The 25,616-nt window shown below is 69.4% G+C and carries 32 protein-coding genes and 1 riboswitch; of the genes, 21 read left to right on the forward strand and 11 right to left on the reverse strand.

Translation table 11 applies throughout. The annotated features are described in order from the left end of the window. Positions 1–2: 2 nt before the first annotated feature. Positions 3–136, forward strand: a riboswitch (FMN riboswitch). Positions 137–259: 123 nt separating this feature from the next. Genes ribD through AB0H36_RS39250 form a run of 7 tightly spaced genes read left to right on the forward strand, consistent with a single transcriptional unit; the run spans position 260 to position 6,066 of the window. Continuing rightward, positions 260–1,288 (forward strand): bifunctional diaminohydroxyphosphoribosylaminopyrimidine deaminase/5-amino-6-(5-phosphoribosylamino)uracil reductase RibD, encoded by a 1,029-nt coding sequence (gene ribD / locus AB0H36_RS39220; protein WP_360535551.1) that lies wholly within the window; start codon positions 260–262, stop codon positions 1,286–1,288. Continuing rightward, the gene (locus tag AB0H36_RS39225) at positions 1,289–1,900 is read left to right on the forward strand and encodes a riboflavin synthase (RefSeq protein WP_360535553.1); all 612 of its coding nucleotides are present in this window, start codon (positions 1,289–1,291) and stop codon (positions 1,898–1,900) included. Next, positions 1,897–2,565 carry a nicotinamide riboside transporter PnuC gene (gene pnuC / locus AB0H36_RS39230; RefSeq protein WP_360535555.1) on the forward strand — a complete coding sequence of 223 codons (669 nt, stop codon included), beginning with the start codon at positions 1,897–1,899 and terminating at the stop codon, positions 2,563–2,565. Before AB0H36_RS39225 ends, pnuC begins: the two co-directional genes overlap by 4 nt. 1 nt (position 2,566) lies before the next feature. Beyond that, entirely contained in the window at positions 2,567–3,805 is a 1,239-nt protein-coding gene (locus AB0H36_RS39235; RefSeq protein WP_360535557.1) for a bifunctional 3,4-dihydroxy-2-butanone-4-phosphate synthase/GTP cyclohydrolase II, read from the forward strand. Then, positions 3,805–4,275 carry a 6,7-dimethyl-8-ribityllumazine synthase gene (ribH, locus tag AB0H36_RS39240; protein ID WP_360535559.1) on the forward strand — a complete coding sequence of 157 codons (471 nt, stop codon included), beginning with the start codon at positions 3,805–3,807 and terminating at the stop codon, positions 4,273–4,275. Before AB0H36_RS39235 ends, ribH begins: the two co-directional genes overlap by 1 nt. Before the next feature lie 4 nt (positions 4,276–4,279). After that, on the forward strand, positions 4,280–4,909 hold the full coding sequence (locus tag AB0H36_RS39245) for a class I SAM-dependent methyltransferase (RefSeq protein ID WP_360535561.1): 630 nt from the start codon (positions 4,280–4,282) through the stop codon (positions 4,907–4,909). A 26-nt stretch (positions 4,910–4,935) separates the two neighbouring features. Beyond that, positions 4,936–6,066, forward strand: a complete 1,131-nt coding sequence (locus AB0H36_RS39250) for an MFS transporter (RefSeq protein WP_360535563.1) — start codon at positions 4,936–4,938, stop codon at positions 6,064–6,066. Positions 6,067–6,298: 232 nt separating this feature from the next. Here AB0H36_RS39250 and AB0H36_RS39255 read toward each other — a convergent pair whose 3' ends face one another. The 4 genes from AB0H36_RS39255 to AB0H36_RS39270 all read right to left on the reverse strand — a co-directional run bounded on the left by AB0H36_RS39255 (position 6,299) and on the right by AB0H36_RS39270 (position 9,113). Beyond that, entirely contained in the window at positions 6,299–6,967 is a 669-nt protein-coding gene (locus tag AB0H36_RS39255; RefSeq protein ID WP_360535565.1) for a dihydrofolate reductase family protein, read from the reverse strand. Next, positions 6,967–7,470 carry an SRPBCC family protein gene (locus AB0H36_RS39260; protein ID WP_360535567.1) on the reverse strand — a complete coding sequence of 168 codons (504 nt, stop codon included), beginning with the start codon at positions 7,468–7,470 and terminating at the stop codon, positions 6,967–6,969. Before AB0H36_RS39260 ends, AB0H36_RS39255 begins: the two co-directional genes overlap by 1 nt. A gap of 3 nt (positions 7,471–7,473) precedes the next feature. Continuing rightward, positions 7,474–7,815 (reverse strand): metalloregulator ArsR/SmtB family transcription factor, encoded by a 342-nt coding sequence (locus AB0H36_RS39265; RefSeq protein ID WP_360535569.1) that lies wholly within the window; start codon positions 7,813–7,815, stop codon positions 7,474–7,476. Between the two features lie 332 nt (positions 7,816–8,147). After that, complete coding sequence (locus tag AB0H36_RS39270) at positions 8,148–9,113, reverse strand: hypothetical protein (protein WP_360535571.1); 966 nt, start codon at positions 9,111–9,113, stop codon at positions 8,148–8,150. Positions 9,114–9,174: 61 nt separating this feature from the next. On the opposite strand from AB0H36_RS39270, the gene AB0H36_RS39275 reads away from it, so the two are divergent. After that, positions 9,175–10,143, forward strand: a complete 969-nt coding sequence (locus tag AB0H36_RS39275) for a transcriptional regulator (RefSeq protein ID WP_360535573.1) — start codon at positions 9,175–9,177, stop codon at positions 10,141–10,143. On the opposite strand, the gene AB0H36_RS39280 is transcribed toward AB0H36_RS39275, so the two are convergent. Beyond that, positions 10,131–10,616 carry a MarR family transcriptional regulator gene (locus AB0H36_RS39280; RefSeq protein ID WP_360535575.1) on the reverse strand — a complete coding sequence of 162 codons (486 nt, stop codon included), beginning with the start codon at positions 10,614–10,616 and terminating at the stop codon, positions 10,131–10,133. The two genes, AB0H36_RS39275 and AB0H36_RS39280, sit on opposite strands and share 13 nt — an antisense overlap. Before the next feature lie 67 nt (positions 10,617–10,683). Between AB0H36_RS39280 and AB0H36_RS39285 the strand changes: the two genes are divergently transcribed. Both AB0H36_RS39285 and AB0H36_RS39290 read left to right on the forward strand, forming a co-directional pair. Continuing rightward, positions 10,684–11,322: an NAD(P)H-binding protein gene (locus AB0H36_RS39285; protein WP_360535577.1), complete on the forward strand. Its 639-nt coding sequence runs from the start codon at positions 10,684–10,686 to the stop codon at positions 11,320–11,322. Then, positions 11,322–11,825 carry an anthrone oxygenase family protein gene (locus AB0H36_RS39290; RefSeq protein WP_360535579.1) on the forward strand — a complete coding sequence of 168 codons (504 nt, stop codon included), beginning with the start codon at positions 11,322–11,324 and terminating at the stop codon, positions 11,823–11,825. The genes AB0H36_RS39285 and AB0H36_RS39290 overlap by 1 nt, the downstream gene beginning before the upstream one ends. On the opposite strand, the gene AB0H36_RS39295 is transcribed toward AB0H36_RS39290, so the two are convergent. Continuing rightward, a complete protein-coding gene (locus tag AB0H36_RS39295; protein WP_360535581.1) occupies positions 11,750–12,766 on the reverse strand; it encodes a P1 family peptidase in 1,017 nt (338 codons plus the stop codon). The two genes, AB0H36_RS39290 and AB0H36_RS39295, sit on opposite strands and share 76 nt — an antisense overlap. On the opposite strand from AB0H36_RS39295, the gene AB0H36_RS39300 reads away from it, so the two are divergent. Genes AB0H36_RS39300 through AB0H36_RS39315 form a run of 4 tightly spaced genes read left to right on the forward strand, consistent with a single transcriptional unit; the run spans position 12,765 to position 15,137 of the window. Beyond that, on the forward strand, positions 12,765–13,466 hold the full coding sequence (locus AB0H36_RS39300; RefSeq protein WP_360535583.1) for an MBL fold metallo-hydrolase: 702 nt from the start codon (positions 12,765–12,767) through the stop codon (positions 13,464–13,466). The genes AB0H36_RS39295 and AB0H36_RS39300 overlap by 2 nt on opposite strands. A 40-nt stretch (positions 13,467–13,506) precedes the next feature. Further along, positions 13,507–13,770 carry a phosphoribosyl-ATP diphosphatase gene (locus tag AB0H36_RS39305; RefSeq protein WP_360535585.1) on the forward strand — a complete coding sequence of 88 codons (264 nt, stop codon included), beginning with the start codon at positions 13,507–13,509 and terminating at the stop codon, positions 13,768–13,770. Between the two features lie 46 nt (positions 13,771–13,816). After that, positions 13,817–14,665: an ATP phosphoribosyltransferase gene (hisG, locus tag AB0H36_RS39310; RefSeq protein WP_360535587.1), complete on the forward strand. Its 849-nt coding sequence runs from the start codon at positions 13,817–13,819 to the stop codon at positions 14,663–14,665. Position 14,666: 1 nt separating this feature from the next. Further along, the gene (locus AB0H36_RS39315) at positions 14,667–15,137 is read left to right on the forward strand and encodes a PH domain-containing protein (RefSeq protein ID WP_360535589.1); all 471 of its coding nucleotides are present in this window, start codon (positions 14,667–14,669) and stop codon (positions 15,135–15,137) included. A 28-nt stretch (positions 15,138–15,165) separates the two neighbouring features. Here the strand turns inward: AB0H36_RS39315 and AB0H36_RS39320 are convergent, their stop codons facing one another. Beyond that, complete coding sequence (locus tag AB0H36_RS39320) at positions 15,166–16,053, reverse strand: aldose 1-epimerase family protein (protein WP_360535591.1); 888 nt, start codon at positions 16,051–16,053, stop codon at positions 15,166–15,168. A 96-nt stretch (positions 16,054–16,149) separates the two neighbouring features. On the opposite strand from AB0H36_RS39320, the gene AB0H36_RS39325 reads away from it, so the two are divergent. From AB0H36_RS39325 to AB0H36_RS39335, 3 genes are read left to right on the forward strand one after another with little or no spacing between them, the layout of a single operon-like run. Continuing rightward, the gene (locus AB0H36_RS39325) at positions 16,150–16,506 is read left to right on the forward strand and encodes a YciI family protein (protein ID WP_360535593.1); all 357 of its coding nucleotides are present in this window, start codon (positions 16,150–16,152) and stop codon (positions 16,504–16,506) included. A gap of 6 nt (positions 16,507–16,512) precedes the next feature. Beyond that, positions 16,513–17,745 (forward strand): RNA polymerase sigma factor, encoded by a 1,233-nt coding sequence (locus AB0H36_RS39330; RefSeq protein WP_360535595.1) that lies wholly within the window; start codon positions 16,513–16,515, stop codon positions 17,743–17,745. Then, entirely contained in the window at positions 17,742–18,533 is a 792-nt protein-coding gene (locus AB0H36_RS39335; RefSeq protein WP_360535597.1) for a class I SAM-dependent methyltransferase, read from the forward strand. Before AB0H36_RS39330 ends, AB0H36_RS39335 begins: the two co-directional genes overlap by 4 nt. On the opposite strand, the gene AB0H36_RS39340 is transcribed toward AB0H36_RS39335, so the two are convergent. Both AB0H36_RS39340 and AB0H36_RS39345 read right to left on the reverse strand, forming a co-directional pair. After that, a complete protein-coding gene (locus AB0H36_RS39340; RefSeq protein WP_360535599.1) occupies positions 18,487–19,152 on the reverse strand; it encodes a hypothetical protein in 666 nt (221 codons plus the stop codon). The genes AB0H36_RS39335 and AB0H36_RS39340 overlap by 47 nt on opposite strands. After that, positions 19,139–19,633: a hypothetical protein gene (locus tag AB0H36_RS39345; protein WP_360535601.1), complete on the reverse strand. Its 495-nt coding sequence runs from the start codon at positions 19,631–19,633 to the stop codon at positions 19,139–19,141. Before AB0H36_RS39345 ends, AB0H36_RS39340 begins: the two co-directional genes overlap by 14 nt. Before the next feature lie 178 nt (positions 19,634–19,811). On the opposite strand from AB0H36_RS39345, the gene AB0H36_RS39350 reads away from it, so the two are divergent. Both AB0H36_RS39350 and AB0H36_RS39355 read left to right on the forward strand, forming a co-directional pair. Continuing rightward, the gene (locus tag AB0H36_RS39350) at positions 19,812–20,306 is read left to right on the forward strand and encodes an SseB family protein (RefSeq protein ID WP_360535603.1); all 495 of its coding nucleotides are present in this window, start codon (positions 19,812–19,814) and stop codon (positions 20,304–20,306) included. Next, positions 20,303–21,013 carry a TetR/AcrR family transcriptional regulator gene (locus AB0H36_RS39355; protein WP_360535605.1) on the forward strand — a complete coding sequence of 237 codons (711 nt, stop codon included), beginning with the start codon at positions 20,303–20,305 and terminating at the stop codon, positions 21,011–21,013. Before AB0H36_RS39350 ends, AB0H36_RS39355 begins: the two co-directional genes overlap by 4 nt. Here the strand turns inward: AB0H36_RS39355 and AB0H36_RS39360 are convergent. Continuing rightward, the gene (locus AB0H36_RS39360; RefSeq protein WP_360535607.1) at positions 21,010–22,176 is read right to left on the reverse strand and encodes a glycosyl hydrolase; all 1,167 of its coding nucleotides are present in this window, start codon (positions 22,174–22,176) and stop codon (positions 21,010–21,012) included. The two genes, AB0H36_RS39355 and AB0H36_RS39360, sit on opposite strands and share 4 nt — an antisense overlap. 37 nt (positions 22,177–22,213) lie before the next feature. Further along, positions 22,214–23,230, reverse strand: coding sequence for a LacI family DNA-binding transcriptional regulator (locus AB0H36_RS39365; RefSeq protein ID WP_360535609.1), 1,017 nt, complete (start codon positions 23,228–23,230; stop codon positions 22,214–22,216). Between the two features lie 85 nt (positions 23,231–23,315). On the opposite strand from AB0H36_RS39365, the gene AB0H36_RS39370 reads away from it, so the two are divergent. Continuing rightward, complete coding sequence (locus AB0H36_RS39370) at positions 23,316–24,608, forward strand: sugar ABC transporter substrate-binding protein (protein ID WP_360535611.1); 1,293 nt, start codon at positions 23,316–23,318, stop codon at positions 24,606–24,608. After that, entirely contained in the window at positions 24,608–25,486 is an 879-nt protein-coding gene (locus AB0H36_RS39375) for a sugar ABC transporter permease (protein ID WP_360535613.1), read from the forward strand. The genes AB0H36_RS39370 and AB0H36_RS39375 overlap by 1 nt, the downstream gene beginning before the upstream one ends. The last annotated feature ends 130 nt before the right edge of the window (positions 25,487–25,616 follow it).

The raw sequence follows: 25,616 nt of genomic DNA on the forward strand, positions 1-25,616 counted from the left end.
ACTCGCGTGCTCCGGGGTCGGTGTAATTCCGAGCCGGCGGTGACAGTCCGCGACCCGGCCGCAGCAGTCGAGCGGCCGGTTGACCTGGTGGAATTCCGGGACCGACGGTGAAAGTCCGGATGGGAGGCGCACGCGATCGGCGGGTGCGCTCTGACGTTCGGCAACGCGACCCACAAGGTCGACGCGACCCCGGACGGCAGTGCGTGTGCGCCGGTTGTCACGAACCCCGGAGTGCGTCCGTGACAACGAGGGACCGTGAGTGAACAACGCTTCGCCGATCGACGTCGCCTGGATGCGGCGTGCGGTCGAGTTGGCCGCCAAGGGCATCGGTAGCACGCACCCGAACCCGGTGGTCGGCTGTGTCATCACCGGCCGCGACGGGCATCCGGTCGGTGAGGGATTCCATGCCGTTGCCGGTGGCCCCCATGCCGAGGTCGAGGCGCTGGCCATGGCCGGCGAGCGGGCCCGCGGCGGTACGGCGTACGTGACGCTCGAGCCGTGCAACCACACCGGCCGGACCGGGCCGTGTGCCGACGCGTTGATCGAGGCCGGTGTCGCCCGCGTGGTGTACGCCGTACCGGATCCGAACCGGCAGGCCGCCGGCGGCGCCGAGAAGCTGCGGAACAAGAACATCGTGGTCACCGAGGGCGTGCTGCGGGACGAGGCCGAGGCGGTCAACCACGTGTGGCTGCACAGCGTCCGGATGGGCCGCCCGTTCGTCACCTGGAAGTTCGCCACCACCCTGGACGGGCGGTCGGCCGCCCCGGACCGGACCAGCCGGTGGATCACGGGGCCGATCGCGCGCGCCGACGTGCACCGGAAGCGGGCCGAGTGCGACGCGATCGCTGTCGGCACCCAGACCGTGCTCGACGACGACCCGGAGCTGACGGTCCGCGACGAGCACGACGTACCGGCGGCCCGGCAGCCGCTGCGGGTCGTGGTCGGCGACCGGGAGATCCCGGAGACCGCGCGGGTCCGCAACGACCGCGCGGAGACGCTGATCCTGCCGACGCACGACCCGGCCGAGGTACTGCGGCAGCTCGACGACCACCACATCCGGCACCTCTGGCTCGAGGGCGGCCCGACCCTGGCCGCGGCCTTCCTGCGCGCCCAGTTGGTCGACCAGATCGTCGCGTACGTCGCCCCGGCCGTGCTCGGGTCCGGGTACGCCGCGATCGGCGACCTCGGCGCGGAATCGATCGACCACCTTCGGCGGTTCAAGCTAGCGGACGTCACCCGTCTCGGCGACGACGTCCGGCTGACCCTGACTCCTCTTGGAGGGAAGTAGATGTTCACCGGCATCATCGAAGAACTCGGCGCCGTCGAGTCGCTGGACCTGCTGGACGGAGACGCCGCCCGGCTCACCATCAGGGGCCCGAAGGTGACCGAGGACGCCGGCCACGGCGACTCGATCGCGGTCAACGGCTGCTGCCTCACGGTGATCGAGCACGGTGACGGCGTCTTCACCGCCGACGTGATGCGCGAGACCCTGCAGCGGACCAGCCTGGGCAGCCTGGACAAGGGCTCGAGCGTCAACCTCGAGCGCGCGGTCACGGCCCACGCCCGGCTCGGTGGGCACATCGTCCAGGGCCACGTCGACGGCACCGGCACGATCGCGAGCCGGACGCCGGCCGAGCACTGGGAGGACGTCCGGGTCGCGACCACGCCCGAGATCCTCAAGTACGTCGCCGAGAAGGGCTCGATCGCCATCGACGGCGTCTCGCTGACCGTCACCGACGTGGATGACGCGACCGGCACGTTCGGCGTCAGCCTGATCCCGACCACGCTCGAGCTGACCGTGCTCGGCCGCAACCAGGTCGGCGACACCGTGAACCTCGAGGTCGACGTGATCGCCAAGTACGTCGAGCGGCTGCTCACCGCCAAGGGAGTGGACCGGTGATCGACTGGTTGCTGCACTCGGAGGTGGAGATCGCCGGCTCGCCGGTGCTCGTCCGCGAGATCGTCGGCAACGTGTTCGGCCTGGGCAGTGCCCTGTTCGGGATGCGCCGGCTGGTCGCCGCCTGGCCGGTCGGCATCGTCGGCAACGTCCTGCTGTTCACCGTCTTCGTCGGCGGGATCTTCGACACGCCGCAGGACAAGGACCTCTGGGGCCAGGCCGGTCGCCAGGTGTTCTTCGCGCTGGTCAGCCTCTACGGCTGGTACCGCTGGTACCAGACCCGGCACGGCGGCGCCGGCAAGGCGGTGCAGCCGCGCTGGGCGACCGCCCGCGAGCGGTTCGAGCTGCTCGGGTTCGCGGTCGTCCTGTACGCGATCTCGTACTTCGTCCTGCGCGAGCTCGGCTCGTGGGGGCCGCAGTGGGACGCGTGGATCCTGACCGGGTCGATCCTGGCGACGTACGGGATGGCCCGCGGATTCGTCGAGTTCTGGCTGATCTGGATCGCCGTCGACGTGGTCGGCGTACCGCTGCTGATCCAGGCGAAGTTCTACCCGTCGGCGACGATGTACATCGTCTACGGGCTGTTCTGTGTCGTCGGGTTCGCCTCCTGGTGGCGGATCCAGAACCGGGAGCGGACCGTGGCTCCGGAACCAGTGGTGGTGGGCTGACATGGGTGACGTGCTGAAACTCGACACGATCGAGCACGCGATCGAGGAGATCCGGGCCGGACGGCCGGTGATCGTGGTCGACGACGAGGACCGCGAGAACGAGGGCGACCTGATCTTCGCCGCGTCCAAGGCGACGCCGGAGCTGCTGGCGTTCCTGATCAGGTACAGCTCCGGAGTGGTCTGCGTCCCGATGGAGGGCGCCGAGCTGGACCGGCTCGGCATCCCGCTGATGACGCCGCACAACCGGGAGCGGATGCGGACGGCGTACACGATCTCGGTCGATGCCCGCGACGGCATCAGCACCGGGATCTCGGCCGCGGACCGGGCCCGGACGATCCGGGTGCTGACCGACTCCGCGTCCGAGCCGTACGACCTGGTCCAGCCGGGGCACGTGTTCCCGCTGCGCGGTCGCGACGGCGGCGTCCTGGTGCGGCCGGGGCACACCGAGGCGTCGATCGACCTGGCCCGGATGGCCGGGCTGACGCCGGCCGCGGTGATCTCGGAAATGGTGAACGACGACGGCACGATGAAGCGCGGTCCCGAACTGCGCGAGTTCGCCGACGAGCACGGGCTGGTGCTGGTGTCGATCGACGACCTGATCCGCTACCGGCGCCGTACCGAGAGCCAGATCCAGCGCGTCGCGACCACTACCCTGCCGACCCAGTACGGCGATTTCGTTGCCCACGGCTACCGGAACATCGTCGACGGGTCGGAGCAGCTGGCGCTGGTCCGGGGCGACCTCGCGGCCGGGCCGACGCTGGTGCGGCTGCACTCGGAATGCCTGACCGGTGACGTGTTCGGATCGCTGCGGTGCGACTGCGGACCGCAGCTGGACGAGGCGCTGCGCCAGGTCGCGGCCGAGGGCGGTGTCGTCGTGTACCTGCGTGGTCACGAGGGCCGCGGGATCGGGCTGCTGCACAAGTTGCAGGCGTACGAACTGCAGGACGCGGGCCGCGACACGGTCGACGCGAACCTGGATCTCGGGCTGCCCGCGGACGCCCGGGACTACGGCACGGGCGCGCAGATCCTGGCCGACCTGGGCGTCACGTCCGTCCGGCTGCTGACCAACAACCCGGACAAGCTGGCCGGCGTCCAGGGCTACGGCATCGACGTGGTCGAGCGCCGCAGCATCTCGATCGACCCGACCGAGCACAACCTGCGGTACCTGCGGACCAAGCGCGACCGGATGGGCCACCACTTGCCCGCCGGTGTCCTCGCCGAAGAGAACGGAGCCGGCTGATGTCGGGCAGTGGAGCACCCACCATCGAGACCCCGCGGGCCGACGGCGCCCGCGTCGCGATCGTCGGAGCGCAGTGGCATCCGAAGGTGACCGATGCCCTGGTGGCCGGCGCGATCCGTGCGCTGGACGAGTCCGGCGTCACCGACTACACGGTGATCCGGGTGCCGGGATCCTTCGAGCTCCCGGTCGCGACGTTGCACGCGGCCAAGAGTGGGTACGACGCGGTGATCGCCCTCGGCGTCGTGATCCGCGGGGACACCCCGCACTTCGAGTACGTCTGCCAGGCCGCGACCGAGGGCCTGATGCAGGTCGGCGTGACCACGGGCGTCCCGATCGGCTTCGGCGTACTCACGTGTGACAACGACCCGCAGGCGCTCGACCGCGCCGGCCTCCCGGACAGCCGGGAGGACAAGGGGTACGAGGCAACCCAGGCCGCTCTCTCGACGCTGGTGGCGATCCGTAGCCTTTAGCCTCATGGACTGGCACCGCTGGCACGGCGACTACGACGTACCCGGTTCGTTCCTCGCGCGGCGTCTGGAGGTTGTGCAGGCGCAGCTCCGGCTGGCGCTGGATGCTGCGCCGCCGGGCCCGCTGACGGTGGTGAGTCTCTGCGCCGGCGAGGGCCGCGACCTGCTCGAGGTGCTTCCAGCGCATCCGCGCCGGGACGATGTCCGGGCTCGGCTGGTCGAACTCGATCCACGCAGTACGGCGGCTGCCGCAGAGGCGATCCGGGTCGCGGGGCTGACCGACGTCGAGGTCGTCGAGGGCGATGCGGCGGTGACGGATCAGTACCAGGGGTTGGTGCCGGCGGACGTCGTACTGGCGTGTGGGGTGTTCGGGAACGTCGTGGACGCGGACATCGAGCGAACCGTCGAGACGTGTCGGCAGCTGAGCAAGACCGGTGGGACGGTGATCTGGACTCGGCATCGGGGTGCGCCCGATCGGGTGCCGGCGATCTGTGGGTGGTTCGAGGAGCGCGGGTTCGAGCGGGTGTTCGTGTCCGATCCGGAGGCCGGCTTCGGGGTCGGCGTCCACCGGTTCGGCGGGGTGCCCGAACCGCTGGTGCTGGGGCGGAGCATGTTCACGTTTGTGCGGGACCTGTGAGGTACCGGCCGCTGGTTTGGTTGGCGGTGGCAACGTTCTCGACGGGGATCGATGGGTATGTGCTGGCGGGGTTGTTGCCGGCCATCGCTTCGGACTTGCGGGTCGTCGAGGCGGCGGCTGGGCAGCTGGTGTCGGCGTTCGCGTTGACGTCGGCTCTGGCGGCGCCGTTGCTCAGTACGGCGACGAGTCGGTGGGAGCGGCGTCGTACGATCGCGATCGCGTTGGGCGTGTTCGTGGTCGGGAATCTCATCGTCGGGCTTGCGCCTACCTATGCGGTGGCGCTCGGCGGGCGGGTGGTGGCGGCGCTGGGTGGGTGTCTGCTCAATGCTGCTGTCACTGGGTATGTGATTGCGCTGACGCCGGTCAAGGATCACGGGAAGGCGTTGTCGTTCGTGCTTGGCGGGTGGATGGCGGCGACTGCGCTCGGGGTGCCGGTCGGTCTGGTGCTGGGGCAGTCGAGTTGGCGCTTCCCGATGATTCTGGTCGCGGTCGTGGGGACGGTCGCGTTGGCCGGGATCGTGCTCAAGCTTCCGCGGTTGCATCTTCCGGCCGGGACGTTGGCCGATCGTCTGCGGCCGCTTGGCCAGCCGCGTCTGCTGGCCGGGCTGCTTGTCACGACGGGGATTCTGTGCAGTAGCTACACCTGCTTCACGTACGCCACGTTGATCCTCGATCCGGCCTTTCCCGCTGAGTGGATGATGATCCTGGTCATGTTCGGGTACGGCATGGCCAGCATGCTGGGCAACGCGGTCACTGGGCGGCTCACTGACCGCTTCACGGCGCTTCGGGTGCTGACCGTCGTACTGATCGGGCTGTTGCTGGATGCTGTCTTGGCTGCGCTGGTGTTCAAGGTCAGCGGCGTACTGGCTGTCGTTGGCTTGCTGTGGTTCTTTGCCGCCGGCATCGGCAATGGCGGGGCGGCCGTCCCCCAGCAGGCGCGTCTCGCCTCCCTGGCCCACGATTCCGCAGCCATCGTGATGGCCCTCAACGGCAGCGCCATCGCCCTCGGCTGCGCGCTGGGCAGCGCCCTAGGCGGCGTGGCCCTCGCGGCTGGCACTCCCGCCCCCGCGCTCCCTGCAGTCGCCGCGCTGATCCTGGCCCTAACCCTGGCCCTCCACCTGCTCGTCGCAAAGACCCGCCAGTACGAAACGGTGTAGCCGTGGGGCTTCTCTCCCACGCGGCCACTCCTTCGCCGCGACCACCACGCGCGCTCCCACCACCGATCGGAGGGATATCCGTTCGACCTGTGGGTTCTCCCCTTGCGTGCCAGGGGAGAACCCGCGGCTGGGCCGGATAACCCCTCGAGTACGGCGTCGGGGGCAACCGGCCGCTGGTGGGTGTCGGTAGTTCGGCGTGGCGCCGGCATCGGGTTGGTGTGCGGACGGACGGTTATCGCTGCCGGACTGTGTAGGTCAGGTGGGTTACTCGTTGCGTCGGTTCCGCGCGGACGGGGTCCAGAGCTATGCGGCTCGCGTCCACGCCCTCGAAGAGGCGGACGCCGGAGCCGAACAGCACGGGCGACAGCGTGATGGAGAACTCGTCGATCAGGCCGGCGTTCAGGTACTCCAGAATCGTCGCGCCGCCGCCGGAGATGCGTACGTCGCGGTCGCCGGCGGCAGCGCGGGCCTGGTCGAGCGCGGTCTCGATGCCGTCGTTGACGAAGTGGAAGGTCGTACCGCCGGGCCGCTCCCAAGGGTCACGCTTCTCGTGCGTCACGACGAAGACCGGCGTGTGGAACGGCGCATCCTCCGGCCAGGAGAGCTCGCCGGCGTCGAACATGCGCTTGCCCATGACGTTCGCGCCGATGCGCTCGAACGTCGCCTGCGCGATGTCGTTGTCGCGCCCTTCCTCGCCGCCCTTGCCGAGCTTCAGGTTCTCCCGGAAGAACCGCTGCGGGAACGCTGCCTGATGGAGTTCCATCCACTGCGCCATCCAGCGCCGTACCGAGGGGTCGTCGGGCTTCTTCTCGGGCCCGAAGAGGTCCTCGACGGGCACGGCCTCGGGGGCGATGAACCCGTCCAGCGACATCGACACGCTGAAGAACACCTTGCCGGCCATCAGCCCTCCACTCCGTTCCGGATCTCGGTGACGTAGGCAGCCAGGTTGTTCAGGGTCTGCCGGCCGCCCTCAATCGCGTGGTACTTCTCGACCGCCTCGTCGCGCTGCTCCTTGGTACGGAACACCGTGCGCATCTCGATCCGGGTCGCCGTACCGTCGCGCTCGAACGTGAGGACCGAAGCGAAGGCGTTCGGGTCGTCGCGGGACTCGCCGTGCAGCAGGGCGATCCGCTCCGGCGGGGCGACCTCGGTCCAGGAGATCCACTCTTGGTAGTCCGTGCCGTCCGGCCCGTGCATCACGAAGTCCCACTCCCCGCCGACGCGGAACTCGAACGCCCGCGTGGTCGTGGTGAACCCCTCCGGTCCCCACCATCGCGACAGGTGCCGCACCTCGGTGAACGCCTCGAACACCAACTCCCGTGGGGCGTCGATGACCCGGGAGATCACGACCTCGCGGTCGGCCATCGCTGCCTGCGCCGGCGCGTCCTGTCCTGTCGTTGCCATCGGTTACTCCTCCTGCCTTGCCTGCTTGAGGTCTTGCACGTACGCGTCCAGCCGGTCGAAGCTCTCGTTCCAGAACCGCTCGAACCCCCCGGTCCACTCGTGAACCAGTCGCAGCTCGCGGGCGTCCAGTCCGTACAGGCGCTGCTTGCCTGCCTTGCGATCCCGCACCAACCCCACCTCCCGGAGCACCCGCAGGTGCTTGGAAGCACCCGGCTGCGTGATCCCCAACTCCCGGGCCACCTCGGTCACCGGCCGCTCACCCGCCCGCAGCAGCACCAAAATCTCCCGCCGCTGCGGCTCGGCAATCGCGTTGAACACATCTGACGTCGTCGCTGCTCGGGCCACATCCCCATCATATGCCCATATCGGCATGCGTCAAGCAGAGGCGGGGCGACTCGACGGGAAGGTCGGCAGGCAGCTTGACTCCGGCAGCTTTGAACGGACTGATGGCGTGAGCGGATCCCGGCCCAACCGCGGTTCACCCGACGGGCTTGTCCGTCGGGTGCGCCCGCCCGGTGTGGTCGAGTGCGCGCGGCAGCGCGCAGCACGCGGGCGACAGCCCGCAGGTCGCCGGCGGCAGCCTGGCTGGGGCGCCGGCGACGAGCCGGAGGGTGGGTGGGAGTGCGCGTAGCGGCCGCGACGTAGGCGTGGCTGCGTGGGGAGCGTGGGGAGAGGAACTAACCGATTCTTGTGTGTTGCATTTTCCAGTTGGGGTGCCAGGTTTGGCCGTCGTCGGTGGAGAAGGACTGTTCCCAGGCGGCCTTGTCGGTGCCTGGAGTCCAGGTGAAGCGAACGTCGATTGGTTGGCCTTCCCACACGTCGGGGCCTTCGAAGATGCCGGTGCCGTCGGTGGTGAAGGAGCCGATGACCGGGGTTTCGAGTTGGCCGCGGAGGCTGTTGATCCAGTGGATGGCCCAGGTCTTCGTCGTCGGGTTGTAAATCCGCAGCGTCGCGCCCCGGAACCCCTCGGTCGGGAACCATCCCTCGTCGAAGCTGATCGCGCCGTCGAAGTACGACCAGACTTCCATCTCCGACTCGACGTCGTACCACTCGGCCGGTGAACCCAGTGCGGGCCGGCGGCGGCTGTTGTGCATGTCCCAGCGCCCGACGAGGAAGTCGAAGTCATCGGTCAGCTTCGGTACGTCGAGTGCGGGCGGCGGGGTGTCCCGGCGGGTGAAGTCCATGACCCAGTTGAGCTCCCAGGTCTCGCCGCCGTCGTTGGAGTAGCACTGCTCCCAGTGCGCGGTTCGCTCGGTGATGTCCGACCACTCGTAGCTGACCATCACCTTCTGCCCGTTCACGACCTCGTCCGCGCCGATGAGCCGGCAGGACGTGCCGTCGTCCGTCCAGCCGCCGCGCACCGGCGGGTAGAGCTCCATGGTGCGGCCGTCGATCCACCAGATGCTCCACTCCTTGGCCACCGGGTCGAACAGCCGCACCGACATCCCGTACGACGACCTCGTCGGGAACCGCATCTCGTCGATGCTGATCGCCCCGTCGAAGTGCGTGCGCGCCGTCGTGGTGCCCTCGAACTCGTTCCACTCGTCGCAACCCACGAAGACCTGCTTCAGGGTTCGGTGCCGGACGTCGAAGTACCCGTTCAGGAAGTCGAAGTCGCCGGTCACCTTGGTCCATGTCGTCATGCAGCCAGCATCCGACCGATACCTGACAGCGAGTGGCAGTGTTCGGAGCTAACCTCGACGCATGCGTTCGAGCCGGCTGCTGTCGATCCTGCTGTTGCTGCAGACCCGCAGGCAGTTGACCGCGCGTGAGCTCGCCGACGAGCTGGAGGTGTCGCTCCGCACGATCTACCGCGACGTCGAGGCGCTCGCGGCAGCGGGCGTGCCCGTGTACGCCGACCAGGGCAGAGCCGGCGGCTATCGCCTCGTCGAGGGGTACCGCACGAAGCTGACCGGACTCACCGAGCAGGAGGCGGCCGCGCTGTTCCTGGTCGGCATGCCCGGCGCGGCCGCGGCGCTCGGGCTCACCGCGGAGACGAGCGCGGCCGAGCTCAAGCTGCTCGCCGCGCTGGCTCCGGACCAGCGCGACCGCGCCGGCCGCTTGAAGAACCGCTTCCACCTCGATCTGCCCGCGTGGTACCAGGACGCCGAGAACTCGCCACACCTGTCCGCCGTCGCCGACGCCGTACTCCACGACCGCCGGATCAAGGTCCTTTACCGCCGCTGGGAGGCGCCCCGCGAGGTCGAGCGCGTGCTCGAGCCGTACGGTCTCGTGCTCAAGAACGGAGCCTGGTACGTCGTCGCCGCAACACCCGGCGGGATCCGCACCTACCGCGTCTCCAGCATCCTCGAGCTCACCCCGACCGACGAGGAGTTCGAGCGCCCGGCCGACTTCGATCTCCCCGGTTTCTGGCAGGAGCGCCTGGCCGGGTTCGACCAGACCCGCTTCACCGCCGAGGCCGTCGTACGCGTGTCACCCGATCTCGCCGCCAACATGCACGACGTGTCCTTCCCGATCCTGGTGAAGGCGGTCGCTGCCGCCGACCCGGCCGAGGACGGCAGCGTGACCGTCACCATCCCGATCGAGTCCATCGGGAACGCCGCCGCCACCCTTTCCCGCTTCGGCGCCTCCCTCGAGGTTCTCGACCCACCGGAGCTGCGCACCGAGCTCGCGAGCCTCGGCCGGAAACTGCTGAACCTCTACGAGTCCTGACCCAACGTCTCGGTCGCGGAGCGGCCCGCCTCGGCGCTGCGCCTGAGGAAGCCTGCGATCAGCTCGAGCTCGTCCTGGCTGTAGTCGGCCAGTACGTCGTCCATCGCGCCGAGCATCGGCTGGTAGAGCCGGAAGACCTCCATCCCGCGGTCGGGCAGGACGCGGATGGTCACGCTGCGCCGGTCGCCGCGAGCGCGATCCCGGGCGATCCAGCCGGCCCGCTCGAGCCGATCCAGGATGCCGGTCAGCGTTGCCGGGTGCAGGCCGGCCTGGCGGGCGAGTGCGCTCGGGGTCAACGGACCACTCCGGGCCAGTACGTCGAGGCAGTCGAGGTCGACGTCCTTCAGCGCCAGCCTGCCGCCGACCTGGTGATTCAGCAGGGCGAGCTGGATCCGCAGGTCGCGCAGCGCGGCCTTGATCTCGTTGCCGGTCCGCCGGCGGTGACGCGGGTCACCCGGTTGTGTCTGTTCCATATATTATGATTTCCGTACTATATGAGTTGCAGATGACCTGACTGACGATAGCGCAGGAGGAGTACGGATGAGGCTCACGGTTTTCGGTGCGACGGGCGGGATCGGCGGTCACGTCGTACGGCAGGCTTTGGATGCGGGGCACGAGGTGACGGCGGTGGTTCGCGCGTCGTCGTCGTACGACGTGGCGCATCCGGCGCTCGAGGTGGTCAGAGTGCCCGGGCTGACCTCGGCCGAGCCGCTTGTCGAGGCGGTGGACGGCAGCGACGCGGTCATCTCCGGCGTCGGACCGCGCGGGCGCAAGGACGGACCGGTCGCGTCCGGCAGCACGCAGTCGATCCTCGCTGCGATGACGAAGACCGGCGTACGGCGCTTCGTCGCGGTGAGCGCGGCGCCGCTCGGCCCGGCCGCTCCCGATGAGAGCTTCCTCAACCGGCGTCTCCTGCTGCCGATAATCAACGCGTTCGCCGCCGACGTGTACGCCGACCTGCGGGTGATGGAGGGCGAAATCAAGACCAGCGACACCGACTGGACGATCGTGCGGCCGCCGAAGCTCACCAACAAGGCGCTGACCGGCACCTATCGCACCGTTGTCGGCGGCACGGTCTCCCGCGGCTACACCATCTCGCGCGCCGACGTCGCCCACCTCATGCTCGCCGCCCTCACCACCCCGGCAACCATCGACCAGCCGGTCGGGGTGGCGTACTGATGGACAGGCTCCTACGCGCCGCCAGCCTGCTGTTCACCGGCCTGTTCGCCGGCTTCCTGCTCGGCGTCCTCGTGCTGGAGAACTCCTTGCGCGGGTACGGCGCCGAGGTCTACACCCAAGTCCGGCAGGTCGAGCTGGACGCCCTCGACACGCTCGCGTCGGTGACGTTGATTCCGGCGATCATCGCGACTGTGGTCCTGGTGATCCGGGGCGGCAATCGGCGGACGGGGCTGCTTGCAGCCGGATTGCTGGTGCTGGTGTTGGTCACGTCGCTCGTGATCAACCTGCCGATCAACGCGGAGCAGGCTGACTGGTTGGTGCAGAGTCCGCCGGCGGATTGGGCGGCTGTCCGGGATCGGTGGCAAGTGGCTCATCTGGTCCGCACCGTCGCGGCCGTGCTCGCCTTCGGTGTTCTGGTCGCCGGGGGTCAATCGAGCAGACCGGCGGACTCCAGGCGGGAGACGAGGACGTCGTGGGCGACCGCTGGAGCGGTGCGTCCCTGAAAGCCGGTGGTGGTCGTGGCCATGGTGAGCGAGTTGAGGAGGGCTTCCTCGGTTGACTCCATCGTGGCCTGGAAGACCGGGCGGAGGCCCTTCTCGGCAAATGTTCGACCGCGATTGCTGGTGAAGGCGATCGCGTAGTCGCCGCTGCCGGGGGCGTAGTCGGAGCCGACGCGGGACATTGCGAACACGGCCCGTCGGGCGACGCGGCCCAGCTGGCGGGCGTCGAGGGGAAGGTCGGTCGCGACGACGATCATGCAGGAGTTGCCGTCGGCATCGAGCGGGGGAGCCGGGATCTCGGTGCCGCGGACGGTCAGCGTGCCGGAGAAGTTCGCCTGGACCAGTACGCCGACCGTCCCCGAGTCGACCGTCCGGGACGCCGTACCGATGCCGGCCTTGAAGCCTAGGGCCGTCGTCCCGGTGCCGGCGCCGACGCAGCCCTCGGCCGGCAGGTCGGCGGAGGCCGAGTCGAGCGCGGCGTGGACGTGTGCGGGCGTGATCGGGCGGCTGCGGATGTCGGAGAGGTGACCGTCGTTGGTCTCGCCGACGACCGGGTTCAGGCTGGTCGCGCGCGGGTTCCGGTCGAGCAGCCAGGTGAGCAGAGCGTCGGCGACCCGGAAGACGCTCAGCGTCCCGGTGAGCAGTATCGGCGTCTCGATCACGCCCAGCTCGTCCACCTGCGTCGATCCGACGAGCTTCCCGTACCCGTTGCCGACCGCAACCGCCGCCGGAAGACCCTCCGCCGCCGGAAGGCCGTCCGCAGCCGGTAGGTCGTCCGCAACCGAGGACGGCACGATCGCGGTCACTCCGGTGTGCAGGTCGCCGGAGGAGATCGTGGTCTGACCGACGCGTACTCCCGGTACGTCGGTGATCGCGTTGAGCGGACCGGTCGGCAGCGTGCCGATGGTGATGCCGAGGTCGCGGACTCTGCGGGGAGTTTGCATGGCAGCTATCGTCGGCCAGGTGCTGGAACAGCTGAACGGCCGGGTGTGGCTCTACCCGCATGATCCCGACCCGGACGCGATCCGCCCGTCGGTCGCGGTGATCGCCGACGACCGGGGGAGTGTCGTGGTCGACGCCGGCAACAGCCCGGAGCACGCCCGCGAGATCCAGGCGGCGATCGCCCAAGCGGGCCTGCCGGCCGCCCGTTGGCTGGTCTACACCCACCACCACTGGGATCACGTCTGGGGAGCCTGTGCCTGGGACGACATCACTGTCGTCGCCCACACGGCCGCCGTCGAGATCCTGGCCGCCGAGGCCGGGCGCCCGTGGAGCCACCGCTATCTGCGCGGCCAGGTCCAGGCGAACCCCAGACTCGGACCCAGCTTCCGCGCTCGCGCCCTCGCCGTACCGGACTGGACGGACTTCCGGATCGTCCTCCCGGACCAGACCTTCGACGACACCCTCACGCTGCCGACCGGCGTCGTACTGCGTCATGTCGGTGGCAACCACGCGCCCGACTCGCTGGTCGCGACCGACTCCGGCGTGATCCTGCTCGGCGACGCGTTCTACCCGCCGCCGTTCCATCTGCGCTCGGAGACCGACACCATCGACCACGGCATGATCAAGCGCCTGCTCGCCGAGAATCACACCTGGTACGTCGATGCTCACTCACCGCCACGGGGTCCCGGTAGACGGACCTGACCGGACGCCGTCAGCACCGGGCCTCTAGGCTGGGCGCGCGATGAAGACCTTTGAGGAACTGTTTGCCGAGCTGGGCGAGAAGGCGCTGACGCGGCCGGAGGGATCCGGGACCGTGGCGGCGCTGGATGCCGGCGTGCACGCGATCGGCAAGAAGCTGGTCGAGGAGGCCGCCGAGTCCTGGATGGCCGCCGAGTACGAGAGCAAGGAGCGGGCCGCCGAGGAGCTGTCCCAGCTGCTCTACCACGCGCAGGTGATGATGCACGCGCTCGGCCTGGACCTCGACGACGTGTACCGACATCTGTAGGAGCTGATCCCGCACACCATCGGTTCACTCCAGAAAGGGCAGTGTCATGCTGCGCGTCGCAGTACCGAACAAGGGCTCGCTGAGCGAGGCCGCCACCGAGATCCTCACCGAAGCCGGCTACAAGCAGCGCCGGACCACCAAGGACCTGACTCTGACCGACGCCGCGAACGAGGTCGAGTTCTACTACTTGCGCCCCCGCGACATCGCCGTGTACGTCGGCGAGGGCACACTCGACGTCGGGATCTCCGGCCGCGACCTGGTGCTCGACTCGCACGCCGACGCCGAGGTGATCATGGAGCTCGGCTTCGGCGGGTCCACCTTCCGGTTCGCCGGTCCGCCCGGGGCCGCGACCTCGATCAAGGACCTGGCCGGCAAGCGGATCGCCACGTCGTACGCCGGGGTGTTGGCCGACCACCTGGCCGAGAACGGGGTCGACGCCTCCGTCGTCCGCCTGGACGGCGCGGTCGAGTCGGCCGTCCAGCTGGGTGTCGCGGACGTGATCGCGGACGTCGTCGAAACCGGTACGACGTTGCGCCAGGCCGGGCTCGAGGTGTTCGGCGAGCCGATCCTGAAGTCCGAGGCGGTGCTGATCAAGCGGCACGGCGTGGAGACCCCGCCGAACGGGCTGCACCAGCTGGTCCGCCGGCTGGAGGGCGTCCTGATCGCGCGGAACTACGTGATGATGGACTACGACATCCGCGCCGAGCAGGTCGACGCGGCCACCGCGGTCGCGCCGGGCCTGGAGTCGCCGACGGTGTCGCCGCTGCACCGGCAGGGCTGGGTCGCCGTCCGGGTGATGGTGCAGCGGGCCGACGCGCAGCGGATCATGGACCAGCTCTGGGAGGTGGGCGCGCGTGCCATCCTCACCACGGACATCCACGCTTGCCGGATCTGAGATGAGCGCCGACGATCGGCTCTTCACGTTCCACCCGCGGATCGTCGCGTTGATGGCCGGTGGGATGGGGCTGTCGCTGATCGCGGTGTTCGGGGTGATCTGGTTCCGGCTGTCGGAGGACTCCCGGGACACGTTCAGCTGGTTCCAGCGGCTGACTTTGCTGGCGTTCTTCGGCGCGGTGCTGTGGATCCTCTACCGGATGACGACGCTGCGGGTGTCGGCGTACCCGGACCGGCTGCGGGTGCGGAACGTCTTCAAGTCCTACACGCTGCGGTGGGACGACGTGACCGCGCTGCGGTTCAAGCCGGGTGACGCGTGGCTCCAGCTCTTCGATGCCGACGGCAACCGCCTGGGCATCCTCGCGATCCAGGCCGCCGAAGGCATCCGCGCGAGCCGCGCAGCCAAGGAGTTGGCTGCCGTTGCCCGCGCCCGCGGCGCGGGCCCGGCGCCCCGAACTGGAGAAAAGAAGTAAGAAGAAGGAAGAGGCTTGGGCGCCGCTCCTAGACCGACACCCGGAACATAGTCGTGTGTGAGTCGCCGGGCTTCAGGACCACCAGGTTCTGCCCGGTGATGAACGCGTTCGGCGGACACGTCATCGGCTCGACGGCGAGCGCCGTACGCCCGATCGCGCCGCCGGTGTAGAGCTGCAGCCAGGCGGTGTCGCTGGTCAGGACCGACCTGGCGCCGGTGTCCGGATCGGTCAGCGTGACCGACCACGTGCTGCCACCGAGCCCGGTGAACGCGTTGTCGATCTCGAGGTCACCGAGCACCCGGCCGGTGCTGAAGTCGTACGGCGAGTCGTGGATCGGCGACAACCCGATCGGGGTCATCCGCTCCGGCGACACCTCCAGCCACTCGGCCGCCCGGAACTCCAGCACGCACTCGTCGATCGACCGCCCGACACTCAGGTAGGGGTGGGTCCCATACCCGTACGGCGCATCGCTCACGCCGGCGTTGGTCGCGCCGGCAGTCACCGTGAGCCCGTCGGAGCTCAGCTCGTAGCGGAGCCGCAGCTCGAGCTGGTGCGGGTACCCAGGCTGGCCGTGCAGCCGGTGACCGACCTCGACCACGGCCGGGTCGGCGCCTTCGTCCACGCGCTCCCAGTTCGCCCAGCGGGTCAGGCCGTGGATCGCGTTCTGCCGGCCCGGCTCGGTCAGGTACAGCTGCTCGTCGACACCCTCGAACGTGTACTTCCCGTCCGTGATCCGGTTCGGCCACGGGAACATGTGCTGCCCGATCCCGGCCCGCGCCGGCTCGTCCTCGCCGTACCCGAGCAGCACCTCGCGTCCGTCGTACGTGAGCCCGCGCAGTCCGCCGCCGACGCTCACCACCGTCGCCGCGTACCCGCTCGCCTGCAGTCCCCACTGCTCCCCGGAAGGCAGAATCATGCCCACCATCCTGACAAACTTTCTTCGAGGCGGCTGTCCATCGGGGCCTGACCCGTTCGTGGTGATGCTGTCAACACGCCAACAGGAGGTTCCGAGATGAAGTATCTGCTGCTGATCAACGCCGGTGAGGTCGACCTGAGCGATGGCGGGGCTGTCGGGTGTGAGCCGGAGGACTGGATGCGGTTCGACAAGGAGATCCAGGAGGCCGGCGTCGTGGTCGCGTCCGAGTCGCTGGCCGACCTGGTCACCTCGACCCGGGTCCAGGTCGCGAACGACGGGCAGCGGACGGTGACCGACGGCCCGTACGCCGAGACGCGTGAGGTCCTGGGTGGCTTCTACGTGATCGACGTACCGGATCTCGACGTCGCGCTCGAGTGGGCCGCGAAGTGCCCCGGGTCCCGCGGCGGCGGCTCGATCGACGTCCGGCCCGTGGCCGAGTTCCCGGGGGCCTGACGGACTATGCACGCCGAGGTCGAGGCGGTGTTCCGGGAGGAGCGCGGGCGGTTGCTGGCCGCGCTCGCCCGGCGGTTCGGCGACCTCGACCTCGCCGAGGAGGTCACGTCGGACGCGATCGAGACGGCGCTGACGCGCTGGCCGGTCGACGGCGTACCGCCCAATCCGGGTGCCTGGTTGATGACCACGGCGCGGCGGAAGGCGGTCGACCGGCTGCGTCGCGACCAGGTGTACGCCGCCAAGCTCGCCATCCTGCAGGTCGACGCCGACCGGCCGGCTCCGGCGCCCGTCGGAGGCGAGCTGCCGGACGAGCGGCTGCAACTGTTCTTCACCTGCGCGCACCCGGCCCTGGCAGCCGAGGACCGTGGCGCCTTGACGCTGCGGTGCCTCGCCGGGCTGACCACGCCGGAGGTGGCGCGCGCGTTCCTGGTCCCGACCGCGACGATGGCGAAGCGGATCGTCCGGGCGAAGAAGAAGATCAAGGACGCGCGGATCCCCTTCCGCGTCCCCGGCCCGGACGAGTTGCCGGAGAGGCTGCCGGGTGTGCTGCAGGTGATCTATTCGGTCTTCACCGAGGGGTATGCCGCCAGTTCGGGACCCTTCCTGCAGCGCCTGGACCTGGCCGAGGAGGCGATCCGGCTCGCCCGGATCCTGCGCCGACTGCTCCCGGCGGAACGCGAGGTCGCCGGCCTCCTCGCGCTGATGCTGCTGATCCACGCCCGCCGCGACGCCCGCACCGGCCCGGACGGCCAGGTGGTCCTGCTCGACGACCAGGACCGCACGCTCTGGGACCGCGAGATGATCGCCGAGGGCAGCGAGCTCGTCGTCGCCTCGCTCACCGGCGGCCCCGCCGGACCGTACGGCGTCCAGGCCGCAATCGCTGCCCTCCACGACGAAGCAACCGACGTCGCGAGCACCGACTGGCCGCAGATCGTCGCCCTGTACGACGTCCTGATCGCCATGGACCCGTCTCCGGTCGTCGCCCTCAACCGGGCAGCCGCCATCGCCATGCGCGACGGGCCCGAGAAGGGGCTGGCGCTGCTCGACGAGCTTTCCGACGAGCCGCGGCTGCGCGAGTACCACCCTTACCCGACGGCCCGGGCGGACCTTCTGCACCGCCTCGGGCGTTTGCCTGAGGCAACAGCGGCGTACGAGGAAGCTCTCGCGCTGGCGGGCACCGAGCCCGAGCGCGCACACCTGCGGCGCCGCCTCGCCGCGATCACCGAGGAGACCCCGTGACGGACCGGTTGAGTCGAATCGCGCGCGGCTGGGACCAGGCGGCCGACGGCTACGTGGCGTACTTCGTACCCCGGTTCGCGCCCTGGGTGGCCGCTGCCGTGGAGGCTTTGGAGACCCTGCCGGACGGGCCGATCCTAGTGCCGTGCTGCGGGACCTTCCCCGAGGCGGAGTTGCTGCTCGAGCGATTCCCCGGCCGGGAGCTCGCCGGGATCGACCTCTCGGCCGGCATGGTCGAGCGGGCCCGCGAACGCCTCGGTCAGCGCGTGACCGTGGTTCAGGGAGATGCGAACATCCTCGACGCGCGGTGGTCCAGGGCATGTGCCGCCGTCGTCTCGGCCTTCGGCCTCCAGCAGTTGCCCGAGCCTGAGGCCGCGATTCGCTCGTGGACGGATGCGCTGAGGCCGGGCGGCCGGCTGTCGGTCGTCTACTGGCCCGAGAACACCGAGGACGACGGGCCGTTCGCGGCGGTGGCGAAGGCGATCGGCGAGCGCAGCGACTACTCGTGGGAGGACCGCCTGCTCGACGGCCTGGACGCAGTGGTCGAGCGCGACGAGTTCGTGGCGTACCCGATGACCCATCCCGACGCGGCGACGTACTTCGACACCTCCAACCACGGCGGATCGATGCGGGCGCTGGCCCTGGCTCGCGGCGACGACTACATCGCGCAGCTCCGGCAGAGGTACCTGGAGCAGGCGCCGGCGGGGGAGTGGACCCATCACCCGCGGGCGCGGCTGATCGTGGTCAGGAAGCCGCCGAGTCGTGCGGCGGCAGCGCCACCGACTTCGTGACCAGCTCGAGGGCCGGGTCGTGCGGGACCGACGGGTTGCCGTCGACGATGACGTGCGCCCGGTCCCGGGTGCCCTGCTCGGCGAAGTGGTCGCGCTCCCAGCGCATCCACTCCAGCCAGTGGTCGCGCAGCGCCTCGCCGTCGCGGGCGATCCCGCGCTCGAGGCGTACCTCGTTCGACGTCTCGATCCAGACCCGCAACGACTGCCAGTGGTCGGCGTCGCGGTCGCAGGAGGTGACACCCTCGACGATCAGCAGCTCGACGGTCACGGGTACGACGTGCAGTTCGGCGTACATGCCGGTGTGCCAGTCGTAGCGCCGGTACCGTCCTTCGCGGCAATCCGCGATCCGTTGCAGGACGTGGTCGCGGAGCAGGCCGAAACCACGGACGGCTCCGGTCCAGCCGTCGTACAGGTCGTCCATGTGGATGACCCGGGTGTTGAGGTCGCGGGCCTCCGCGCGGGTCGCGAAGGTCGCGGCCAGGGTGGACTTGCCGGAGCCGGCCGGTCCGTCGACGCTGATCAGCCTGGTGTTGCCGAGGCGGGGCGGGGCGGACTGGACGTGGTCCAGCAGGGAGTCGATGGTCAGCGGGTGGGGGGCGTTCGTGTCAGTTGATTCCATGGCGCTTCAAGATGTCCTCGATCTCGTCGAACTCCGACGATTCCTGCTGCTTCGCCTTCGACCCCTTGGCCGGCTTGGCAGCTTTGGCGGGAGCGGCCGACGCGGGTTCCGGACCCGTGGCGGTCAGCTCACCCGCGGGCGAGGCGGGCTTTGACTTCGGTGCCTTCTGGTTCCCCCCGCGGCCCCGGGCCACACCCGAGACGACGTAGAGCACGACCGAGACGCCGAACAGCGCGACCCCGGCCCACACGGTGGGCGAGAAGATCAGGTGGGTGACCCAGCTCACGCTCGAGCGCACCACGTCCCAGACCAGCTCGAGCAGGCCGGTCAGGTACAGCGAGACCGGCAACAGGGACCAGGCCACGCCACGGGTGCCGGCCGCCGCCCCGCGGCGCCGCCAGGCGGCCCACGAGCCGATCAGGCCGAGCAGCGTGAGGCCCACACAGAACGGCAGCAGCGTCAGATCGTTGAAGTCAGGCACGTATCCAGGCTCGCACAGTCCGTGCCCGATCCAAGGGGGGAAGAGCCCTGACGCACCCCTGAAAGGAGCCCGGACCGCCACGCCATCACAATTGGTGGCCGGGATGCGGAGTGAGCGTGGCTGGTGCTTCGCGGGTGCGATTGTGATGGCCTGGGGGTTCGGAGGCAGAATCATGCGCATGCAACCCGAGCGCCGCCTGGCTTTCACCGGTTTCGACAACGACGACGGGTCGGCCGACCCCGCGCTGGCGAAGGCGCTCGCGGAGGGTGACCACGGCGCGGTCCTGGCCGCGCTGGCCAAGGCCCGGCTGCTGGTGCCGGTGGTGGCGATCCTCGGCGAGGTCGAGTACGACGAGAACGGCCTGGCGCACGACAAGACCTCCGACATGGCGGTCGCGCTGCTCCAGGGCCAGGACGGCCGCAACGCTCTGCTCGCCTTCACGGGCAGCGAGTCACTCGCCCGCTGGAGCCCGGACGCCCGCCCGATGCCCGCGCTGTCCCAGCTGGTCGCGACCGCGGCGATCCAGGAAGGCGCCGCCGCGATCGTCATCGACGTGGCCGGCCCGGCCGCCGCCGTGATCGAGACCGACGACGTACGCCGCCTCGCCGCCGGCCACCAGGTCATCCGCCTGGAAGACGGCACCTACGCCTGGATCGAACCGGCCGAGCAGTGAGCACCGGGGAGCTGCCGCCGGGGCTCGCCCTGTCCTGGGGTGTGCTGCCGGTGCAGCGTCGCGGTCCCAAGCCAGGGCTGTCGGTGGACCGGATCGTCGACACCGGGATCGAGTTCGGGGACCGGGACGGGTTCGAGGCGATCTCACTGCAGCGGATCGCGGCCCACCTCGGCGTCACCACGAACGCGATGTACCGCTACGTTCGCTCGAAGGACGAGCTGATCGTGCTGGTCCACGAGAAGGCGATCGGTACGCCGCCCGAGCTGCCAACGGACTGGCGAGCGGCCGCGACCACGTGGGTGCAGGCCCAGGTCGATCGGTTCGCCGAGCGTCCGTGGCTGCTCGACGTGCCGATCCGCGGTGCGCCGGTCACGCCCAACATGCTGCGCTGGGTCGAGGTGATGCTGCAGGCGCTGGCCGGCACCGGGCTGAGCCAGCACGACAACCTGGGATGTCTGCTCCTCCTGAACGGGTTCGCGCACAACTACGCGAGCATGGTCCGCCAGCTCTCGGCCGGCGACAACACGCCCGTCCAGGCGGAGGAGGTCGGCCGCTTCCTGGTCCCGCGGCTTGCCGAGGGCAACTACCCGATGCTGCTCGCGCTGTACACCAACCAGGAGTACGAGGACGGTGTCGACGACGACTTCGAGTTCGGCCTGACCCGGATCCTGGACGGCATCCAGGTCCTGATCGACGCGAAAGCCTAGGGCAGCACGATCCGGACCGGGCCGTCGGCGCGAGCGGCCACCCACTGCAGGTGGAACTCGCTGCCGGGGGCAACCTCCGGCCTACGCTGCGGCTCCACACGCAGGTTGACCGGTGCGGTCAGGGTTGTCGCCTGCGGGTGTTGCACGCCGTTCGAACGCGCCTCGGCGATCACCTCCGCCAAGGCATGCGCGGCCGGCTTGCGCCGGTGGTCCACGGTGAACAGGCCCAGGTCGTACTCCCGGTCCGGAAAGTCCAGCAGCCGCCGATCGATGTCGTGCGACGACCACCAGGTCACACCCCACAGCGCCGGGTTCTCCAGCACCAGCTCGACCGTCCGCCGGGTGAACTCGGCCTGCAACTCCACCGGAATGTCAGGCCCGGGTACGCCGATCTCCTGCAACCACACCGGCCGCGCCGGGTCCAGCGACGTCGCCGCGGCCAGCTCGACCAAGTAGTCCGCATGGCTGATCGTCGCCGGACCGAGCGGACCGTCCACCCGGGAGACCCCGTTGAAAACCCACGAGTGGACAGTGCTCAGATACCCCAGATCCACCACGTCTGCCGGATGGAACGGGTGGTCGGCCTTGTACCAGGCGTCGTCGAACAGCGAGTGCAGAGCCAGTACGCCGGGCGCCGCCTCCTTGACCGTGGTCAGCAACTCCTGCGCCCAGCCGGTCGAGCTCTCGAAGGTGGTCGCGCTGTCCGGCCAGAGGTTGTTGACCTCGTTCCCGAGCGTGATCGCGAAGACGTTCGGCTTCGTCGCCACGGCTCGCGCGACGGCATCGACGTACGCCGTCAGTCCGTCGCGGATCGTGGTGTCCTCGAACAGGCTGGCCTTGTGCCAGGTCAGGACCCACGACGGCAGGAAGTCGAAGCTGGACAGGTGGCCCTGGACCAGGTCGACGGCGACGGTCAGGCCGTGCTCGGCGGCGGCGTCGACGGTGTCCAGCAGGTCTTCGATCGCGCGCTCGCGGATGATCGCCCGGTTCGGCTGGATCCAGGGCCAGATCGGGAACACCCGGACGTGGTCCAGGCCCAGTCCGGCCAGGTCTGCGAAGTCCCGCCGTACCGCCGCGCCGTCGTAGTCGAGCCAGCTGTAGAACCAGCCGGCCGACGGGACGTAGTTCGCGCCGAACCGGGGCGTGCCGGGATCCGAAAGCATGCCGACGATGCTAAAACGGTTTAGAACCCACGGCAACTCAGGTCGGGGGAGCGGTGGACTCGCGGACGGTGAGGACCGGGTCGGGGCTGCGGCGGTTGATCACCTGGGTGGGGTCGGCGATGGTCTCGAGCAGCACCTCGGCGGCCTGCCGGCCGAAGTCGAAGGTGTCCCGGGACAGCGCGGTCAGCGCCGGGTGCATCAGCTGGGTCAGGATCGAGTCGTCGAACGCCACGATCGACAGGTCGCCCGGCACCGCGACGCCCATCTCCATCGCGACCCCGAGCCCGGCCACCGCCATCACGTCGCTGTCGTAGACGATCGCGGTCGGCCGCTGCGCCTGGGAGAGCAGCTTGCGGGTGATCGCGGCCCCCTCGGCGTCGCTGAAGTCGGTGGTCAGCGACGGCGCGTCGACCAGGCCGAGCCGGGGCGCGGCGTCCTTCACGGCCCGGATCCGGCGCTGGGTGTGCTGGAAGTTCGGTGTCCCGGCGACGTGCGCGATCCGGCGGTGGCCGAGCGCGGCCAGGTACTCCACGATCGAGAGCATCGCCTCGCGGTCGTCGGCCCAGACCGAGGGCAGCGCGCCCTTCCCGCCGCGGCCGCCGATCACCACCGCGGGCAGCTCGAGCGCCTTCAGCTCGTCCACCCGCGGGTCCTTCACGGTCAGGTCGACCAGGATCACGCCGTCGACCCGGTGCTCCGAGGCCCAGCGGCGGTACACCTCGATCTCGGCCGCGGTGTCCTCGACGATCAGCAGCTGCAGCGAGATCGACTCCGCGGACAGCCCGGACTGCACGCCGGACAGCAGGTGGGCGAAGAACGGCTCGACGCCGAGCGTGCGGGCCGGCCGGGCGATCACCATGCCGACCGAGTCGACCCGGGACGCGCCGAGCGCGCGGGCGGCGCTGTGCGGCCGCCAGCTCATCTGCTCGGCGATCCGCAGGATCCGCTCCCGGGTCGCGTCGCTCACGCCCGGCCGCCCGTTCAGCGCGAACGACACCGCGCCCTTGGACACACCCGCGCGGTTGGCGATGTCAGCGATCGTCGGTCTGGCCACGTGAACCCCTCTCACCCTTGACAGCGGATTCTACGATCCCGGATAGTGCAGGAGCTATACCGGTTTATCAATTCCAGGAGAATCCATGCGTAGACGTCGTCCAGCAGTGGTGGCCGTCCTGGCCGCCACGGCCCTCTCCCTCGCTGGTTGCGGTCTCGGTTCGGCCGAGGATTCCGGCAGCGCCGCCACGCCGACCGTCGACGCGAACGCAGCGGTGACCGGTGAGGTCAGCTTCCAGACCTGGGCGCTGAAGCCGAAGTTCACGTCGTACGTCGAAGGCGTCATCAAGGCCTTCGAGGCGAAGTACCCGGGCACGAAGGTGACCTGGCTGGACCAGCCCGGTGACGGCTACGACAAGAAGGTGCTGAGCCAGGCCTCGGCCGGCCAGCTGCCCGACGTCGTGAACCTGCCGCCGGACTTCGCGCTCTCGCTGGCCAAGCAGAGCATGCTGCTCGACGTCGGCGCCGCCGACGCCAAGATCACCGAGGAGTACGTCGAGGGCGGTGTGCAGGCGTACCAGTACCAGGGCCTGAACGGCACCTTCGGCTACCCGTGGTACCTCAACACCGACATCGACTACTGGAACGCGGACAAGTTCGGCGCGGCCGGCCTGGACGTGAAGAACCCGCCGAAGACCTTCGACGAGCTGTTCGCGGCCGCCAAGGTGATGCACGACAAGACCGGCGGCCGGGAGTACCTGATGAGCCGGCTGCCCGGCATCGGTGACTTCACCAACGCCGGCGTCAAGATCATCAGCGACGACGGCAAGAAGTTCGAGTTCAACACCCCCGAGGCGGCCGCGCTGCTGGACAAGTACCGCGACGCCTACAAGGCCGGCTACCTGCCGCGCGACATCCTGACCCAGGAGTACCTGGGCAACTCCAAGCTCTTCACCCAGAGCAAGGTCGCCTGGACCACCGGCGGCGGCAACGCGATCCAGGACTTCGTCAAGGACAACCCGTCGCTGAAGGGCAAGGTCGTCCCGTCGCCCGCGCTGGACACCCCGCCGCTGTACGTGCAGGGCCTATCGGTGTCGGCCAAGACGAAGAACCAGGCGGCCGCGATCGCGCTGGCCCGGTTCGTCACCAACGCGGAGAACCAGGCCGCGTTCGCCAAGATCGTGAACATCTTCCCGTCCACCAAGGCGTCCGCCTCCGACCCGTACTTCTCGAAGTCCGACGGCACCCCGGAAAGTGACGCCAAGGTGCTCGCGTTCGAGTCGCTGGCCAAGGCGAAGGTGCTGACCCCGCCGATCATCAGCGGCGCCACCAACGACTTCATCGGGCAGCAGATCTCGCTCGCGATCGCCGGCAAGATCTCCTCCCAGGCGGCTCTGGACGCGGCGGTGGCGAAGGCCAACCAGCTGCTGACGCAGTAATGCGCTACCAGCGCTGGTTCACGCCCTGGGTGCTGGTCGTCCCGGCGCTGGCCTGGCTGTTGGTGTTCAGCCTGTGGCCGTCGATCAACACGGTCATCCTGTCGTTCACCAACGCCAGGCCGCTGGGCGGCGGCACGTTCGTCGGGCTGAAGAACTTCGAGACCCTGCTGCACGACGAGCAGTTGCGGTGGGCGCTGCTGAACAGCGTCATCTACATGGTGGTCTGCCTGCCGTTCCTCACGGTCCTGCCGCTGCTGCTCGCCGTCCTGGTGGAGAAGAAGCTGCCCGGGATCACCTTCTTCCGGACCGCGTTCTACACCCCGGTGGTGGCCTCGGCCGTGGTCGTCGCGCTGATCTGGCAGTGGATCCTGGACGACCGCGGCCTGGTCAACGGCCTGGCCGAGAAGCTCGGCGTCATCTCCGGGCCGCTGCCGTTCCTCAGCGACCAGTGGTTGTTGTTGCTCAGCGCAATCAGCCTGACGATCTGGAAGGGGCTCGGGTACTACATGATCATCTACCTGGCCGCGCTCGGGAACGTCGGGCGCGACCTGCACGAGGCGGCTGCGGTGGACGGGGCCGACGCGTTCCGCCGGTTCGTGCACATCACCGTCCCGGGCGTGCGCGGGACGATGATCCTGATCTCCATCCTGATCTCGGTGTCGGCGCTGCGGGTGTTCTCCGAGCTGTTCATCCTCAGCGGCGGCAAGGGCGGACCGGGCGGCCGGGACAACTCGGTCGTGATGCTGATCCAGCAGTACAGCCAGGGCTTCGAGGGCAACCTCGGGTACGCGTCGGCGCTGTCGATCGTGCTGTTCTTCGTCACCGTCGTACCGATGCTGGTCCTGGCCCGCCTGAACCGACGGGGAGCAGAAGCATGACTCTACTGAATTCCTCGCTGCCGCTCGGCGGGTCATGGGGCTTCGACTCCCGGCCTTCCCTCGTCACTCCAGTCGCTTCGCTCCCTCCGCTCCTCAGTCCAGGCCGGGAGGCCCCATGACCACGGTCACC

The sequence above is a fragment of the Kribbella sp. NPDC050820 genome, from assembly GCF_040653975.1.
Classification (GTDB): domain Bacteria; phylum Actinomycetota; class Actinomycetes; order Propionibacteriales; family Kribbellaceae; genus Kribbella.